Here is a 19,880-nt window from a genome sequence, read left to right as displayed (position 1 = left end):
CTTTATTTATTTATTACCTAGTAATTCATCTAACTTAACAAAAGCATCTTCAGAACTTCCAATATGTTTTTCTAGAATAATACCTTCTGGACTAATAATAAATTTTGTTGGAAAACCGCTAATATTAAATTTTGAAACTAAATCATTCTGATTATTTCCTTTTTTAGACATTAATTGTATCCAATTATATCCTTTAGATGTAATAAAATCAATCATTACTTGTTTTTTATCTCCGCTGTTAATACCAACTACTACCAAATTATTTTTATAGTTTTCTTGGTATTTTTTTACAGTTGGCATTTCTGCAATACATGGACCACACCAAGTTCCCCAAAAGTCAATAAGCACGTATTTACCTCGTAAAGATTTTAAGTCAAATTCTTTACCATCAATAGTAGTATTTGTAACAAGTTCTGGTACCCTATTACCAACTTTAGTAGCATCTACTGCTTTTAACCTAGTAGCAGCTTCTATATAGTATTGATTGGCCATAACCGTATCATCAAAATTAGTAAGTAATTCTAATGCTTCTTCTTCAGATATTGTCTTCCTTGTTAACAAACCAGATAAATAATAGGCAGCCACTTCTGAGTTTGGATGCTCTTTAATAAAGTTTTTCTTAATTGTATTTATTTCTACTTCAACTGGCGCTACTTTGGCTGTTAAAGATTTGTACAACTCATCAGCTTTAGGGTCATTATATTTTAATGATTCTAAAGGTTTCATGATCTTGGCTATCTTTTTATTTAATGGAATAATACTTTTGTCATAAGCATTCATATCATCACACAATGTTGTACCAGTAGGTATAGCATTAAAAGTTTCTGTAACATTACCCTTAAAAACAATTTTATCTCCTGGTCTTGCCAAGAACTCTACATTAGCATTTTTACCCATTGCTTGAGATTTAGATCTTCTTGCCAATAATGGCCAAATAGCTATACGTTTGGTCTTATTAATTTTAGTTATATAAGAAAATTTTTCATTTTTAACATAAATAGTATCCCAAACTCTGTCTCCTGTTTTATCATCTGTATAGTCTATAAAGAGATAAGGAACATCTAAGCCTTTTAAATGTCCAGAAACTATTGTTTCTGAATTACTAGACTCTTGTGAATATCCAAAGTTTACTACCGATAAAAGAAGTGTAAGACTCAAAAAAGTTAGTCTTAAGCCGTGTTTGTTTTTATTTTTCATTTCTATATTATTTTAGTAGTTCTTCTAATTTATTGTCTAAAGCCTCTTGTCTTAAGTCCTTTGCAACAATAGTACCTGTTTTGTCTACCAGAAAGTTAGCTGGTATACCTTGTACGCCATACATTTTTACAACCGGACTTTGGTGCGCTTTTAAATCTCCTGTATTTATCCAAGGTAATTCTTCTTCTTTAGATGCTTTTTGCCATCGCTCCATTTCATGATCTAATGAAAAAGAAACAATTTGAAAACCTTTACCCTTATAATTCTCATATGCTTTTTTCATATGAGGAATTTCTGCTCTACAAGGACCACACCAGCTTGCCCAAAACTCTACCAAAACATAATCGTTATCTTTTAATACATTAGATAGCTTAAATTCTTTACCCTCAATATTTTTGGCAGTAAAGTCTTTTATAGCACTACCAACACCAACTACGCTTATTTTAGATCTTTCTTTTATCGATTTATATACACCTCTTAGGTTATCTATCTCTGGATTATCTTTTCCAAATTTAGCTTCAAACATATCTAGGTCTTTCTCCAACTCCTCTGGAAAACGAAGTTTAGAAAAAACCAATAAGCTAGCTAATGTATCTTGGCCATTATACGTTTCTAAATATTTACTTTTAGTGTAATCTCCAAAAGATTTATTAAGTTCTTGATATTTTTTTGCAATACTATCTACCTCATAACTTTCTGCTGTAACAGCGGCTGCATAATCAGAAAATTGCTTCTTTTTACTTTTATAAGTAGCATCATCTGTAATAAAACCATATATCAATTTATTATACTTACCTCCGGTTACTACTGCTTTGGATAACTTATCTTGTAATGTAAAATTTAAAGTTCCTGGCTCTAAAATAAATTCTTGCTTGTAAACAAAATCTCCTTTAGGGTTATACAAGCCAAAAAAGGCATTTCTAACATTTTTTAAAGTATCAGAAACCTTAAATGTACCATCCTTAATTATTACTTTTTCTGTTACAGAATGTGTTCTGGCAACAGAATTATCTAAAACAACTATATCTAAGGTATGACCGTTATATTTATCCCAGTTTGTGCCTGTTATTGTAAAAGAAAGGTCTTCTTTTTGTGCTTTTTTATCGGTACAACTTACAATTGTGAGCAATACCACTAAAGCCGCAAGTATTAATTTATTTAATTTCATTATTGTATATTTTTAATTTTTTATGAAGTAATTTATAGAAGTCTATACTCTAATTTCCTGTATTAAGTCCGTTTATCTCTGTAATTTCTATTCTAATATTCCAAGAACCTGCATTAAACAACTCAAACTCTACATACTCTTGCTTATATTGTACTCTTGCTTTAAATGGATAGGTAACATGTACCAACTCATAATATTCTCTTCCCTTGTTTACACTTGTAAAATTACCATGGTGTGGTACAATATTTAGTTGTGGATTAGTTACCATTGTCTGATTTTCTTTAATATAAAAACGTATTGCATTTACATCCTGTGAAGCTTCCTTTAAGGTGTAAGAGGATACATTTGAAGATTTATCAATCTTTTTTGAAGAAAATTGATATTGTCCTAAATATTTATCTTCTTTCCAAAAGCCTTTAACAGTTACTTGCTTTTCTTCTTCAATGTTGATTAAAGTTCCCTTACCCTCTTTTTTTCCTTTTTTAAACTCACCAGTATATACACTTCCGTTTTCCCAAGTATATACACCATTACCCTCTGGATAACCTTTTTTAAATTCACCTTTATAAGAGTCTTTACCTACTGCGAGACCATTGCCATTTGCCTTGCCTTTTTTGCACTCACCACTATAGCTTTTGTCAATACTTTTAAGTAAAACGCTACAATCTTGCGCACTAATTTTAGAAGAAAAAAACACCAAGGTTATGTACAAAAAAAATAATTTTCTCATAATAAATAAGTAAAAAAAACCAACTCTATAACGAGTTGGTTTTTTTATTTAAATTTTTAGTAACTAGGGTTTTGTAGAACAACATTGTTGCTTACTTCTACTGACTGTAAAGGTATTGGAAGTATAAATTTATCAGGATTTGTAGCTGTAGGTTTATGGTCAGATACTTTAAAACCGGCATCAAAACCATCTATATAATCGTAACGAATTAGATCAAACCAAGTTTCACCTAACTCCGTAGCTAACTCCATTGCTTTTTCTACACGTACAGCTTCTAAAAATTCTGGTAGTGTTATACTAGCAGGGTAGGTCTCAAAACCATCTGCTCCTGTAGTTGTTGCTCCTGCTCTAACACGTATATCATTTAAAGCATTTAAAGCAGCTGTACTAACACTATTTGTAGCACGTGCATCTGCTTCTGCAAAAATTAAATACACCTCTGCCATTCTCATAAAGTAAACCGTATCAAAAGATTCTCCTAAAAATAAGTTATTGTACTTAGAGTTAAATCCAAAGAAACCTTGCATACCTGCTACTCTATTACCGTCAAAAGAAATTTCTTGTCCTGCTATAGTAGTTGTACCCGCAGCAGCCCAATTAATATAATTTGGAGAAATAGAATTGTACAACCACCACTGAAGGTTATTATCAGTACCTTCTGAAGGATCTGAATAAACCGCAAAAATAGATTCAGAATTGTCTAAGGTTGCAATACTAGAATGATCAAAAAGTTCATTAAAAGTAGGTGTTAATTTAAAATTAGCATCAGAACTATTTATAACCTCACTTGCCAATGTTGCTGCTTCTGCATACCTACCCATAAATAATAATACCTTAGCTTTTAAAGACTTTCCAAATGTTTTATTCATATAATATTTATGTCCATCTCTAAGATCTGGTGCATTAGCTATTACATCATTTAAATCGTTTAAAATTGCCGTATAAGCTTCCATAACAGTACCACGAGGAAGTACTTCTGACGTTTTTGCAGGAGACAAACGAATGTTTACTCCATATTCAGAATTTAAGTCATAAAACTGACCCCATAAACGTAGTAACTCAAAATTAGCTTGAGCTCTAATTGCCTTTGCCTCAGCAACGATACCTAACCTTCTACCTGCTTCAAAACCAGTATCTGGTAATTCCGTTACTTTTTCTATAATCCAATTAGCTCTATTTATTTGCTCGTATAAATGAGTATACATTGATTTAAGGTTAAACCCTTCTTTTAAAGGATTGTTAGCCTCAAAACCAGCTATTTCAACATTTGAAGCAGTTTGAGCTGTGGGAACTGCTGTAAAACTCATTAAAGCAGGAACCGTTGTTAACCAAGGTCGTCCATCAAAACCAGATGACATTTTAGAATAAGCACCTGTTAAGGCCAGTTCTGCAGATACAGGACTATTAATAGCTTCTTCTGCTTCCAGTACGTATAAAGGATCAAAACTATCTAATTCATTAGCTACCTCACAAGATGTTAAACTTACTAGTGCAATACCTAATATACTTGCATAAAATTTTATATATAAAGTTTTCATATTTGTTTCTTTTTAAAATGTAACATTTAAACCTAAAGTAAATGACCTAATCGTTGGATAGCTAGATCCATAATCTTGACCTAATTCTCTTGTTTCACCATTTATAGGAGATGAATTTGAGTCTGGATCTAATCCAGGATAATTAGTTATAACAAATAAATTGTTACCCGATAAGGTTAACCCTAAGCTATTAATGCCTATTTTATCTAAAACGTCTTTAGAAAAATTATAACCAATTGATGCAGATCGTAATCTAATATAAGAACCGTCTAATACCTGTGTAGAATTTGTAAAACTTAATTGCTGAGCATTATGGTTTAAATTACCAATACGTGCATATTTTGCATCTGTATTTGTTGGTGTCCACAAAATATCTTGTATAAAAGTTGGATTATTAATTGTAAAAGAACGTTGCGTTAAATCATAAGAAACAAACTCATGCCAAGCTTTATCTACACCACCCACATATTGAAAATTGAAAGATGCATTCCAATTTTTATAATTAATATTGTTATTCCATCCTCCAAAATAATCTGGGTTTGTATTTCCTAAAATCTTTCGATCCTGATCTATTCCGCTAGCTATATCACCACTGTTATCTACATCTTCCATAATGTAGTCTCCAGGCTGATTTAAATTACGATCGTAAACACCAGTTGGAGCACTTGCATTTAAAGCGTCTATTTCTGCTTGTGTTTGTGAAATACCAACAACATTATACCCCTCTATTATACCTATAGGATACCCTTCTCTTAAACCTGTACCAAATGCAGTACCTCCATTTAAGGCATCTAATTTGTTTGTAATAAATGATATATTAAATGAAGAATTCCAACTAAAGTCTTTGTTTCTAAAAACATCTCCTCCTATTGTAATTTCCCATCCTTTAGTTGTAACATCTGCTAAGTTTGAATTAAAAGTATTAAAACCCGTTTCTAAAGGTGCAGGAGCATTAAGAATAATGTTGCTTGTGTTTTTCTCAAAGTAAACTACTTCCCCAGTTAGTCTATTATTAAACAATCCAAATTCTAAACCTAAGTCTAATTGGTCTGTAGACTCCCATTGTATATCTCTATTAGGTAATCCTGTAGATGCAATACCGTTTACGCCTGCATAATCTGAACGTCCAAAAGTACCCGCTGCAATATAATTTCTAAAGGTAAATGCTGCAAGGTTATCTGCTCCTGTACGTCCTATACTAGCACGCAATTTTAACTGACTTAGTGCTTTATTATCTTCTAAAAAGCTTTCGTTATGCATGTTCCAAGCAACAGCACCAGAAGGGAAAAAACCATATTGTTTTCCAGGTCCAAACTTAATAGAACCATCTCTTCTCCCTGTAAAAGTTACTAAATACCTATTGTCATAGTTATAATTAACTCTACCAAAAATAGAGTTTAAAGCATTATTAATAGATTGACTATCTTGATTGTAAACATTACTAGCAGATCTAATATCTGTTAAAAATTCATCATCAGGAAAACCATAATAACTATGCTCTTCCAAATCAATTCTAGATTGATCCCAAGAAAGCCCAGCAACAGCATCTATAGTATGCTTATTTGCTATTACTGTATTATAATTTAATGTATTTGTAAAAGTAGAACTACGACTATTTGTTCTGTTAACGCGTAAAGCTCCACTTAAAGATGCCGTTGGGTAGTAACTATCTCTAGTTCTGTATGCAACTTCTGTAAAAGAAGGCGAAAAGTTATCTGTTTTATTATTACTTACATTAACACTAATGCTTGATCTAAACTTTAAACCATCTAGAATCTTGTACTCAGCAAAAATGTTAGCCAATAAATTATTGCTTATTGCCTCATTAGTAATTTTAGAATCACCTAAAACAGGGTTTCTTAAAAAAACATCAGAACTAAAACCAGTCCCTACAGGCAATGCATATCCAGAAGGGTTACCATTTGCATCATAAAGTCCTAAATCTGGTCTAAATAACACCCCGTCAGTAAGAGAAGTTATTCCGTTACTATTATTAATTACATAATTATAATTAATAGACATACCGGCACTTAGCTTATCTGTAACTCTAGAACTTATGTTAGAGTTTAATGAATACCTTTTTAACTTATGCCCCTTAATAACACCTTCTTGGTTAGACGATCTTACAGATAAAGAATAACTTGTTGTATTAGATCCTCCATTAACACCTAAATTATGCTCTGTCCAAATGGCATCTTTATTTCTTAAAAGATCTTGCCAGTCTGTATTCGCATTTCCAAAGTAAGCATCAGGGTTTGTAAGTATTGTATTTATTGGCTCTTGTGTAGGATCTGTTGCCAAATTAGCATTTGTAATTACACGAGCTCTAAACTCATCTGCACTCTGTGCTTTTCTAAGCTTTGTAGGATTCTGAATTGTAGTATTTAAAGAATAAGTAAATTTTGCTTCTTGGTTAAGCTTTCCTTTTTTTGTAGTTACCAAAATAACACCATTAGCAGCTCTTGAGCCATAAATTGCAGCAGATGATGCATCTTTTAAAACATCTATCCTTTCTATATCTTCTGGGTTAATAGACAATAGCGGATTTTCTCTTGGGGCTCTTCTTCCTAAACCATCCTCAAATTGAGGGTTCATTATAATAGGAACACCATCTATAACGTATAACGGTTGGTTATCTCCGTTAATTTGACTTAATCCACGTATATTAACATAACCAGCATCTCCAAGTCCACCACCAGAAGTACCAACAAATACTCCAGATATTTTACCCGTAAGTGCTTGGTCTATAGACTGTGTTTTTATCTGCACAATATCTTTACTCTCTACAGAACCAACTGTACCGGTTAAATCCCTTTTTTTAGTAGTACCATAACCTACTACCATTACCTCGTCTAATTCTGAAGCTCGTTCCTCTAAAACAATTTTTATTGATGTATGATTTAATGATACTTTCTGAGAATAAAAACTATACCCAATACCAGAAGCTCCTATATAATTACCTACCTCTGCTTTTATGGTAAAATTACCATCAAAATCTGTAGCTGTACCTCTAACAAAAAAATCTGCTGAAGAATTAATACTTTTAGGTTCCCTATCTGTAACCATTATTGTTATACCTGGCAAAGGAACTCCGTTTGTATCTGTAACTACACCAGTAATTGTAATTTGCTCCTGAATCTTTTGTTTAGGTGAAGCCTTTCTTATAACAATATTATTTTTATTTACATCTATAACGTAATCATCACTAGTTAAACTATTTGCTAAAAGAGTATTTATTTTAATATCCCCTCTTTTTAAAGATACTTTAGGTGTGTTTTTAAACATATCTACCTGGTAGACAAAGTTATAGTTGGTTTGTTCCATTATAAGGTTAAAAACCTCATCTACGGTCATTTCCCTATCCTCCAAAATACTGACTTTAGCATTTTGAGATAAGACATCATTGGACGTTAGTCCAAATACGGTGGTACAAAAGAAAATAATAAAAACTCTCATAATGTTTAGTAGCAGCTCCTTCTTTAAAAAAGAGCAGCCGTTCATAAGTTTAATTTTCATAAATTAGCGTGTTTTTGGTTGATTAAAATTTTAATTGATCATTAATTGTAATAAGGGAGGACGTTAGATGCTACTTTGGTCGGTGTATACTATGTCCTCTTTATTAGTTTATTAGCACTGTTTTTTCATGTATTGTAAATTGATTTATAAAGTTTGTATTTTTTATTAGAGTTAAAACTTCTTCTATAGTTTGGTCTTTACCAAAAACACCTTTAAATTCTATATTTTCTAATTCTTTGTTTACAATAACAACATCTACATCATACCAACGAGATAGTGTTTTCATAATATCCTTTAAAGATTCTCTTTTAAAGCTAAACAATCCTTTTTTCCACGAAATTTCTGCTGCTACATCTACTTTATGTACAGAAAAGTCATCATTATTATTTTTACCGGTAATAGATTGGTAACCTGGCATCAGGTAAGATTTAAAACCTTCTTTTTGTAGCGCAACTTTACCCTCTACTAAAGTTGTATATAGGTTTTCATCGTCTTCATATGCTTTTACATTAAATTCTGTTCCTAAAACTTCTATATTCTGGTATTTAGAAAGCACCTTAAAAGTTGCTCCTTTATGTGCTGTACTCGGAGACACATCAAAATAAGCTTCACCATAAACCAATTCTACGCTTCTAGCTTCGCCCTCAATAAAACTCTGTGGATATTTTAATTTTGAGTCAGAATTTAGCCAAACTTTAGTACCGTCTGCTAATTGTATAAAAAACTGTCCGCCTCGTGGCACCGTTAAATAATTAAATACTATTTCTGTAACGTTCTCATCGGTATAAACTAATTCCTCACCGTTACTATTAAGGTTTTCTTTTTTATAGTTTTCACCTTTTTCCAAAGCAATAGAAGTTCCATTTGCTAAAGTTAAAATAGCCTTATCAGTTCCTGGTAAAATAGGGTCTTGAATTACAACCTCTGTTGGTGTTATGTCAACATCCGTTTTATTAATTGAGTTTTTATAAAATAACCCTGCTATAAAAATAATTGAAGCTGCTACAGCATATTTTATAAATGGCTTCAGTGTATTCGTTTTTTTCTTTTTAGAATTTGCAGCGAACTCTGCTACATTATCTAATTTAGCAACTATAGCTTCCCAAGCTGTATCTGTATTTACATTTTCTAAAAATGTAGCTCCTTTAGCTTTTTTGTATATAGCAACGTAAGAATTAAAAATTGCTTTATGCTCTTGATCTGCATTTACCCAATCTTCAAGTTCTTTTAACTCTTTTAGACTAATTTCTTTAGACGTATAGTCTGCAATTAGTCGTAAAATATGCTCATTAGTTTTATCCATTAAATACCTATTATATTATAGAGATAGATAAAAACTACATATGGGTGACAAAAAAATTAATTATTTTTTAATACAAAAGCAACAGTATAATAACATCTAAAGATTTTCTTAGCTTTTTAAGTGCTCTAGAATAATGCGTTTTTACTGTATTTACAGTAATACCAAGCTGCTCGGCAACTTCTTTATACTTTAAATTATCTAATACAATAGCTTTAAAAACTTCTTTGCTTTTTTCTGGTAAGGAATCTATTTCTTGCAGTAATTTCCGTCTTTCCTTTTCAATTGTTAAAGTATCATATTCTTTTTCTTCCGTAATAAAACTTTCTACTATTACATCTAGTTTTTCAAAACTAAAACGATCTTTCTTTTTTAAAGCCTGCAGTGTATTATTCTTAACAGCCTTAAAAAGATAACTACTAACAGAGCCTTCTATTTTTAAATATGTCTTTTTGTTCCAAAAGCTAACAAAAAGTTCTTGCACAACATCTTCAGAAAAATCATATGAATCTGAAAACTTTAGAGAATAAACGCATAAAGGCATATAAAACATATCAAATAAATCTTTGAATGCTTTAGGGTCTTCTTTCTTTAAGCGTTGTATTATTTCTTGTTCTCTAAGGTTCATTAATTTTTTGGGATTACCTCAGTTATACTTTATAACAACTACTATTATTATGATATAAAATAAGAGGTATATTTCTAATAATAAAGCTATATAAAAAACCAAATATAGAGGAATGCTAAATAAAAAGGACCAAATCCCTAAATTTTTAATGTAATTAATATGTTATATTTTTTCATATATTTTAAACGTATGAAAGCCCCTACTTCTAGTAAAAAAAAGTACTAAGTAATAATATCATAAAAATTTAATAACTGTTAACTCTATAAAAAACAAGTGTTAATATTTAATTCTTAGAATAATATCTATTACATAAATAAAATAGCAACAAACTCTATTACGCATACAAAAGACTAGTATTCACAACATTAATACACTGTTCGGTATTTTTCCGCCTAATTTAGCTTTTAGATATTGAATAACTTTTTTAACCAACCATTAGCTTATTCATAAAATATATTTTTTTATGATAAAATTGAATCAAAAATTCACTCTCATAAATAGGGTAAAACTTATAAAATATTTTACTCTTTTAGCTTTCTTATTTTTTACACAGTTATTTTTTGCTCAGACTTCTGGAGTATGGACAGATGCTGGTAGTGGAAAATGGGTATCTACAAGTTCTGACGGTTTAGTTAGAATTGAGATAACCGTTACTGGCTACGTCGATATTCTTGGCGGTGATACTATGCTTTGTTCTCCTGATGCTTTTAGTGACCCTACAATAACCGGGACTCCTTCTTTAGAAGTAGCAATTACTGGTGATGAAAATGCTGGCTTAATTACTTTTGAGTTTTACGATACAAGAACAAATGCATTAGCAGACATACAAAACCCTATTTTACACGTGGATAAAGTTGGTGAAACAAAGCCAGGTCTATTGGGTCCTAACTCCAAAGGTTATTTTGATTTAGTAGGCGGCAACCAATGGAATAAATTAAGCTCAAATGATAATTTTGAAGCTTCAAATACACATTTTTCAGGAACTAGTAACCCAACTTTGATAACTTTATTTGATGTTGAAGAATGTGATAATAAGGCTGGAGGGAGCTTACAACTTAATACTTTCGTTCATGCTTTTAGTTTAGAAACAAAGTTGCAACGATTTTCTTTTTTTCCTCTTAATAATGCTCCAACACAAGATAAAGTAGAATTCGCTTTTTCTAACCTAGTAATAAACCCGTGTACCTCTGGTGCTACTGTTGGCACACCTACAGATAACGACACAGATGGTGATGGTATAAATAATAGTTGCGATTTAGATGATGATAACGATGGTATTTTAGACACAGAAGAAGGTATTTGTACTCCTCTACAGTCTGCTGCTTGGACAATTGCTGGCACTACTGCTTCTTTTGACTATGGTAACGGAGTTATTGCTAAGGTTACCACAACAAACTCTACCAACTTTGTAAGCGGTAATTTTACAAGTCCAGCTTCAAATTTCTGGACAAAAAATTTAGCAGGAAATACATCTCTAGAAGCTAGTTATGACGAAGGTAGCATTGTTACCGTTACTTTTGTTGATGCCTCTAATAACCCTGTTTTTGTAGATAAACCTACGCTTCATTTTGATAGAATTGGCGGTAACGATGGCAGCGATCAAACCTCAGCAGAAATAACCCTTTTAAATAGTTTAACCTGGTCAAAACTTGCCGGTACATTCGATTTTGTTTCTACAGGAACCACTGTAAGAGATGGCGGAACAAGTTTACCATCAGATGGTTATGGCCCCGAAAGTTCTTTAAAAGATAGTGATGGTTCTGCCGCTGGAACATTACAAATTAACCAAAGGGTATCTACTTTTACTTTACAATTAGCTCAGACTTCTGCAACAGGAGTAGAAGATGAAATAGAACTTATCCTTTTTGCTTGTAAGGACAGAGATTCTGATACAGATGGCGTTCCAGACTTATTAGATTTAGATTCTGATAACGATGGCATTTTTGATGTTATTGAAGCCGGACATAAACAACCGCATACAAATGGAATACTTGGCACGACTGTTAGTGACGATGGTATTTTTGATGCCTTGCAAACAACTAGTGGTGTTAATAGTGGCACTGTAGATTATACTTTAGCTGACTCAGAAACCACACCAAACGGAACACCCGATTATTTAGAATTAGATGCAGATGGCGATGGTTGTAATGACGTTTTAGAAGCAGGATTTACAGATCAGAATAACGACGGATTACTGGGTAATTTACCAACGATTATTGCAGCAAATGGTACTGTTATTACTAGTATGGTTGTAGATGGTTATACCACGCCTAAAAATGAAGATAGTGGTTCTGGAAATACAGTGTTAGATTTTCAACAAGTCGGAGAAGCACCTACAATTGTAAATACTACAGACCAACCACAAGATATTTTAACCAATGGTACAAACCCAGAAACTTTTGTGGTTACAGCAACCGGACAGGCTTTAACTTACCAATGGCAAGTAGATATTTTAGATGGTAATGGTTTTCTAGATATAGACAATACCAATACGTCTGACATTTACACTGGAAGTACAACTAACACACTTACACTAACTGGAATTACAGCTAGTTATGATGGGTTTTTATATCAGGTTATTATTAATGATGAAACTTTTTCTTGTGACAATCTTACTTCTGATGATGCTACAATTACTTTTGATGATACTCCGCCTGGAGACCCTACAGTTGTAATTACAGAAGACACAAACAACAATGGTTACTTAACTTCAACTGAATTAATAGGAGATATAGATGTTACTATCACTTTACCAACTGATGCTGTTGCCGGTGATATTTTAACTATAAACGGAACAGACCAAACCTTAACTGCTGCAAATATTACCGCAGGTGAGGTTACAACTACTTTTACTAGTCCTGGTGAAGGAAATACACTAACTGTTACTGCAACTGTAAAAGACACTTTAGGAAACACAAGTAACCCTAGTACAGACGAGGTAATTGTAGATACCAATGCAGCTGGTCCGCCTACTGTTTTAATTACAGAAGACACAAACAACGATGCTATTATAAATAGTACCGAATTAGTTGGCGATATTAATGTAACTATTGGCTTACCTACAAACGCCGTTATTGGTGATGTTTTAACCATAAATGGGACAGGCCGAAATTTGACCGCTGCTGAAATTACGCCTGGTGAAGTTTTAGTCACTTTCCCTAGTCCTGGTGAAGGAAACACACTAACTGTTACTGCATTTGTTACAGATATTGCTGGTAATACAAGTACAACAGCAAGTGATGCTGCAACTATAGAAACTATTGCTCCTTCTACTCCAACTGTTACTATAACTGAGGATGCAAACAATGATGCAATTATAAATAGCACAGAATTATCTGGTGATATTAATGTAACAATTGATTTGCCTGGTGATGCCGTTGCTGGTGACATTTTAACCATAAACGGAACAGATCAAACTTTGACCACAGCAGAAATTACAGCTGGTGAAGTACTAGTAACTTTTCCAGATCCAGGAGAAGATAATACAATTACTGTTACTGCAACAATTACAGACATATCTGGAAATATAAGCGCTGAAGGAAGCGATTCTGCTACGGTTAACACAACAGCAACCTCAGCTCCTACAGTATTAATTACTGAAGACGCAAACAATGATGCTATTATAAATAATACAGAACTAGTAGGAGATATTAATGCAACGATTACATTACCTTCTGAAGCTGTTGCTGGTGATATATTAACCATAAACGGAACAGATCAAACTTTGACTACTGCAGATATTACAGCAACAGAAGTAACAACTACATTCCCTAGTCCAGGCGAAGGAAATACACTAACAGTTACTGCTACTGTAACTGATGCTGCTGGTAATACAAGTGCTAATGGTACAGATGCTGCCTTAATTGATACTACTACTCCTACTGCACCAACAGTTACAATTACTGAAGATACAAACAACGACGCTATTATAAATAGTACTGAATTAACGGGAGATATTAATGTAACAATTGATTTACCTGGTGATGCCGCTGCTGGTGATATTTTAACCATAAACGGAACAAATCAAACGTTAAATGTTGCTGAAATTACAGCTGGTGAAGTGCTAACAACTTTCCCAAATCCAGGTGAAGGAAATACAATTACGATTACTACATCAATTACAAATACATCAGGAAATACAAGTCTTGAAGACAGTGATGCTGCTCTAATTGATACCACAGCAACCTCTGAGCCAACAGTTACAATTACTGAAGATGCAAACAATGATGCTATTATAAATAATACAGAACTAGTAGGTGCTATTGATGTAACTATTATATTACCTGCTGAAGCCCTTGCTGGTGACATATTAACCATAAACGGAACAGATCAAACTTTAAGTGCTGCAGATATTACAGCGGGTACGGTAACAACAAGTTTTACAAGTCCTGGTGAAGGAAATACACTAACAGTTACTACTACTGTAACTGATGCTGCTGGTAATACAAGTACTAATGGTACAGATGCTGCCTTAATTGATACTACTGCTCCTACTGCACTAATAGTTACAATTACTGAAGATACAAACAACGACGCTATTATAAATAGTACCGAATTAACGGGAGATATTAATGTAACAATTGATTTACCTGGTGATGCCGCTGCTGGTCACATTTTAGCCATAAACGGAACAGATCAAACTTTGACTCCTGCCCAAATTGCAGCTGGTGAAGTGCTAGTAACTTTCCCAAGTCCTGGTGAAGGAAATACAATTACGATTACTGCATCAATTACAAATGCATCAGGAAATACAAGTCTTGAAGACAGTGATGCTGCTCTAATTGATACCACAGCAACCTCTGCGCCAACAGTTACAATTACTGAAGATGCAAACAATGATGCTATTATAAATAATACTGAATTGGTAGGTGCTATTGATGTAACTATTACGTTACCTACTGAAGCCGTTGCTGGTGACGTATTAACTATAAACGGAACCGATCAAACTTTAACTGCTGCGGACATTACCGCTGGTGAAGTAACAACTACATTCCCTAATCCTGGAGAAGGAAATACACTAACAGTTACTGCTACTGTAACTGATGCTGCTAGTAACACAAGTATTAATGGTACAGATGCTGCCTTAATTGATACTACGGCACCAACTTCAACAATAACAATTAATGATGTTACTGCAGATAATATTGTGAACTCAACAGAGGCGGCTGGTAACATTACAATTACTGGTACTGTTGGCGGCGAGTTTACTACTGGCGATACAGTTACGCTTTTAATAAACGGTGTTTCTATTACTGGTAACGTAGATGCTACGGGTAACTTTAGCATTGCTGTAATTGGTAGTGATTTGGCAACTGATACAGATACGACTATAAACGGTAGTGTTAGTACAACTGATGCAGCTGGGAATATAGGAACAGCTACAACAACAAAACCGTATAATGTAGATACTACGCCACCTACTCCTGTTCTAACAGTTAATGATGTTACTGCTGATAATATTGTGAATAGTACGGAAGCAACAGCAACCATAAACATAACTGGTACTGTTACGGGAGAATTTAATCCTGGTGATACAGTTACACTTGTAATAAATGGAGTTTCTACTACTGGTAATGTAGACGCTACGGGTAACTTTAATATTGTTGTAAATGGTAGTGATTTAGCTACTGATACAAATTCTATTATAGACGCTTCAGTTACAACTACAGATGCTTCTGGTAATACAAATACAGTAGCAACAACTAAAGTATACAACGTAGATATTACTGCTCCTACTCCAACTCTAGTTATTGATAATGTTACTGCTGACAATACTGTGAATGCAACAGAAGCAACAGGAAATATTACAATTACGGGTACTGTTACAGGCGAATTTAATACTGGCGATACAGTTACACTCGTAATAAATGGTGTTTCTAGTCCTGGAACTATAGATGCTTCTGGTAACTTTAGTATTGTTGTAACTGGCAGTAATCTAGTTGCTGATGCCAATACAACAATAGATGGTAGTATTAGTACAACAGATACGTCTGGTAATACAAATACCGTAACTGCTATTAAGGCATATAATGTAGATACCACTGCACCTGTTCCTACTTTAACAATTGATGATGTGACATCTGATAATGTTGTTAATGCAACGGAAGCGGTATCAACAATAAATATTACGGGTACTGTTACGGGAGAATATACTACTGGCGATACAGTTACACTTGTAATAAATGGTGTTTCTACTACTGGTAACGTAGATGCTTCTGGTAACTTTAATATTGCTGTAAATGGTAGTGATTTAGCCTCTGACTCCGCCTCTACTATAGATGGAAACTTTACTACAACTGATGCGGCAGGTAATACAAATACTGTAGTTACAATTAAGGCTTACAATATAGATACTACTGCTCCTATTCCAACACTAACAATTAATGATGTCACAGCAGATAATACTGTGAATACAACGGAAGCTGCAGCAACTATAATTATTACGGGCACTGTAGCGGGCGAATTTAATACAGGCGATATAGTAACACTTGTTGTTAACGGTAATTCGTTTTCTACTACAGTAAATGCTTCTGGTAATTTTAGTATTTCTGTTCCAGGTAGTGATCTTGCTGCTGATTCTGATACAACAGTAGATGGTAGCGTTAGTTCTACTGATATCGCTGGTAATATTAGTACGGCTACTGCTACTAAAATTTATACTGTAGATACAACTGCACCTACTCCAATACTTACTATAAATGATATAACACTAGATAATATTATAAATAGCACAGAAGCTACAGCCACCATAAATATAACTGGTACTGTTAGTGGTGAATTTAACACAGGCGACACTGTAACACTTGTTATTAATGGCAATGCATTTTCTAATACAGTTGATGCTTCTGGTAATTACACTATTAATGTTCCTGGTAGTGCTCTTGTTGCTGATTCTGATACAATTATAGACGGTAGTGTTAGTTCTACTGATAACGTTGGTAATATTGGTACAGCTACAGCTACTAAAAATTATACTGTAGATACCACTGCTCCTGCTCCAATACTAACAATTAGTAATGTAACAATAGACAATATTGTAAATAGCATAGAAGCTACAGCAACCATAAATATAACGGGAAATGTTACAGGCCAATTTAATACAGGTGATACAGTAAACCTTACGGTGAATGGTACTTTATACACAGACACTGTAGACGCTTCTGGCAATTACTCAATTTCTATTCCTGGTAGCGAACTAGTTATAGATACAGATTTAACTATAGATGGTAGTGTTAGTTCAACCGATACCGCCGGCAATATTGGTACAGTTACTGCCGCTAAAATTTATACTGTAGATACTACTTTACCAATACCTACATTAATTATAGACGACATTACAACCGACAATACCATAAATGCTATTGAAGCCTCCGGAACTATTACAATTACGGGTACTGTTGCTGGCGAATTTAATACCGGAGATACTGTTTCTCTTTTAATTAACGGAGTTACTACTACTGGAACTGTAAACAATACCGGTATTTTTAGCATTGTAGTTTCTGGAAATAATCTTGCCTTAGATACAGATACAACTGTAGATGCAAGTCTTACAACTACAGACGTTGCTGGCAATACAAATACAGTTTTAACTACCAAGGTATATAACGTACAAACGGCTACCATTGCAACCCCCGTAATTACAGCTATTAGTACAGATACAAATGTTCCTGATGACGGAATTACATCTGATAATTCCTTAACAATTTTTGGAACATCTGAACCTAGCAGAACAATTGATGTATATATTGATGGTGCCTTAGTTGGAACTACAACGGCAAACGCATCTGGTAACTGGTCTCTAGATTATACTGCTACTATTTTAGTAGACGGTACTTACGATATTACTGCCATTGCTAGTGATACTTTTGGCAATATTAGTTTTGGTTCTTTGGTTTTTAAAGCTGAAATAGATACACTGTCGCCTATAGTAAATGATGCTATTACAGACAATCTTACGCCAACAATAACAGGTGAAGGTTCTCCTAATGAAACATTAATTGTTCGTATAGATTCTGATGGCGATGGTACACCAGAAGTTACATACACTGTTAAAACAGATGCATCTGGCAATTATAGCTTAGATACAACTACGGCTACACCAGATAGTGGCTCTTTACCTGTGTTGACTTTTCCTAGTACATTAGATGTTACTGCTACAGACATAGCTGGTAATACAAGTACTGCTATTATTTCTATTACAAATGATTTTGATAATGATGGATTAACTAATGACGATGAAGCTGCACTTGGTACAGATCCTAACGATGCCGATACAGATGATGATGGCGTTACAGACGGACAAGAAGTCATTGATAATACAAATCCTTTAGACGATTGTGATTCTCTAAACGGTACGCCTTTAAGTACATCTGACTGTGATGACGACGGATTAACTAATGCTGAAGAAAATGCTATTGGTACAGATCCAGAAGATCCAGACACAGATAAAGACGGAATTTTAGATGGTAAAGAAGTTATAGACAACACAGACCCATTAGACGCTTGTGATTCTATTGGTGGTACGCCGCCATTGGGTGTTGCCTGCGATATTAAAATTCAGAATGAAAACATTACACCTGGTACAGCAGACGGCACATTTGTAATTGTAAACATTGAAGCCTTCCCAGAAAATACTGTAGAAATTTTTAACCGATGGGGTGTAAAAGTTTACAGTGCTAAATCTTATGATAATGCATCTAGAGCATTTACAGGAGTTTCTAATGGTAGAGCCGTTGTTAAGTCTAGTAGTACATTACCAGCTGGTGTGTATTACTACATCATTAACTATGTAAAAAAGGGAGAACCAAAAACTAAAAACGGCTACTTATACCTTAATTAATTGTATAAAATGATATCAATTTTAAAACATAAAAAACACGTATTTAGCCTTATTGGGCTGCTGTTATTTGCTCTTGGAGTAAACGCTCAGCAAGATGCGCAGTATACGCAATATATGTACAATACAATTTCTATAAATCCGGCTTATGCTGGTTCTAGAGGTGCGTTAAGTATTGCTGCATTACACCGCTCACAATGGGTAGGGTTAGATGGTGCACCAGTTACTCAGACTTTTAATATTCACGCTCCGGTTTCAGCTAAATCTGGTTTGGGCTTGACTGTTATTAATGATGAAATTGGTAACGGCACCAATCAAGACACCTACATAGATGCCTTATACTCCTACACTATTAAAGCATCAGAAAAAGGTAAAATCTCATTTGGATTAAAAGCAGGTGGGCATTTTTTAAATATAGATCATAATAAATTACGTGCTAACAACCCTACAGTTGCCGCACCAGATAATGGTGTAGACAAACAATTTTCTCCTAATTTTGGCGCTGGTATTTATTACCACGAAGATCAGTTTTATGCAGGTATTTCTATTCCTAATTTTTTACAGACTAAACATTTTGATGAATCTTCTACAAGTACATCTTACATTTCTGAAGAACAAGTAAACTGGTACTTAATTACAGGGTATGTTTTTAATTTAAATAGCGATTTAAAAATGAAACCTGCCACATTACTTAAAACAACTTATGGCGCGCCATTACAAGTAGATATATCTACTACATTTTTATACAAAGACAAGTTTTCTATGGGTGTCGCTTACAGATGGGATGCTGCTTTAAGTGCCCTTATTGGCATACAAGCTACAGAAAGATTAATGCTTGGTTTGGCGTACGACAAAGAAACTACTGCTTTAGGAGGAACCAATTTTAATGATGGTTCTTTTGAGGTTTTCCTTAGATATGATTTTAAATCTAAGACTAGAAATGCACTAACACCAAGATTCTTTTAAT

At 33.6% G+C, this 19,880-nt stretch carries 9 protein-coding genes; 2 read left to right on the top strand and 7 right to left on the bottom strand.

Going from position 1 to position 19,880, the window contains the following annotated elements:
- Positions 1-6: 6 nt before the first annotated feature.
- The 7 genes from M4I21_RS09935 to M4I21_RS09905 form a co-directional block, all read right to left on the bottom strand.
- Positions 7-1,197 carry a TlpA family protein disulfide reductase gene (locus M4I21_RS09935; RefSeq protein WP_249558985.1) on the bottom strand — a complete coding sequence of 397 codons (1,191 nt, stop codon included), beginning with the start codon at positions 1,195-1,197 and terminating at the stop codon, positions 7-9.
- 7 nt (positions 1,198-1,204) lie between these two features.
- Positions 1,205-2,365 (bottom strand): TlpA disulfide reductase family protein, encoded by a 1,161-nt coding sequence (locus M4I21_RS09930; RefSeq protein WP_249558984.1) that lies wholly within the window; start codon positions 2,363-2,365, stop codon positions 1,205-1,207.
- A 49-nt stretch (positions 2,366-2,414) separates the two neighbouring features.
- Entirely contained in the window at positions 2,415-3,095 is a 681-nt protein-coding gene (locus tag M4I21_RS09925) for a hypothetical protein (protein ID WP_249558983.1), read from the bottom strand.
- Positions 3,096-3,151: 56 nt separating this feature from the next.
- A complete protein-coding gene (locus M4I21_RS09920; RefSeq protein ID WP_249558982.1) occupies positions 3,152-4,633 on the bottom strand; it encodes a RagB/SusD family nutrient uptake outer membrane protein in 1,482 nt (493 codons plus the stop codon).
- Positions 4,634-4,645: 12 nt separating this feature from the next.
- Positions 4,646-8,149: a SusC/RagA family TonB-linked outer membrane protein gene (locus M4I21_RS09915; RefSeq protein ID WP_249558981.1), complete on the bottom strand. Its 3,504-nt coding sequence runs from the start codon at positions 8,147-8,149 to the stop codon at positions 4,646-4,648.
- Positions 8,150-8,252: 103 nt separating this feature from the next.
- On the bottom strand, positions 8,253-9,452 hold the full coding sequence (locus M4I21_RS09910; RefSeq protein ID WP_249558980.1) for a FecR family protein: 1,200 nt from the start codon (positions 9,450-9,452) through the stop codon (positions 8,253-8,255).
- A gap of 67 nt (positions 9,453-9,519) precedes the next feature.
- Entirely contained in the window at positions 9,520-10,077 is a 558-nt protein-coding gene (locus M4I21_RS09905; RefSeq protein WP_249558979.1) for an RNA polymerase sigma factor, read from the bottom strand.
- 463 nt (positions 10,078-10,540) lie between these two features.
- Here M4I21_RS09905 and M4I21_RS09900 point away from each other — a divergent pair, with 463 nt between their 5' ends.
- Both M4I21_RS09900 and M4I21_RS09895 read left to right on the top strand, forming a co-directional pair.
- Positions 10,541-18,916, top strand: coding sequence for an Ig-like domain-containing protein (locus tag M4I21_RS09900; RefSeq protein ID WP_249558978.1), 8,376 nt, complete (start codon positions 10,541-10,543; stop codon positions 18,914-18,916).
- Positions 18,917-18,925: 9 nt separating this feature from the next.
- On the top strand, positions 18,926-19,879 hold the full coding sequence (locus tag M4I21_RS09895) for a PorP/SprF family type IX secretion system membrane protein (protein WP_249558977.1): 954 nt from the start codon (positions 18,926-18,928) through the stop codon (positions 19,877-19,879).
- Position 19,880 lies beyond the last annotated feature (1 nt).

The sequence above is a fragment of the Cellulophaga sp. 20_2_10 genome (assembly GCF_023476645.1).
Classification (GTDB): domain Bacteria; phylum Bacteroidota; class Bacteroidia; order Flavobacteriales; family Flavobacteriaceae; genus Cellulophaga.
This window is presented reverse-complemented; position numbering and strand designations above follow the sequence as displayed.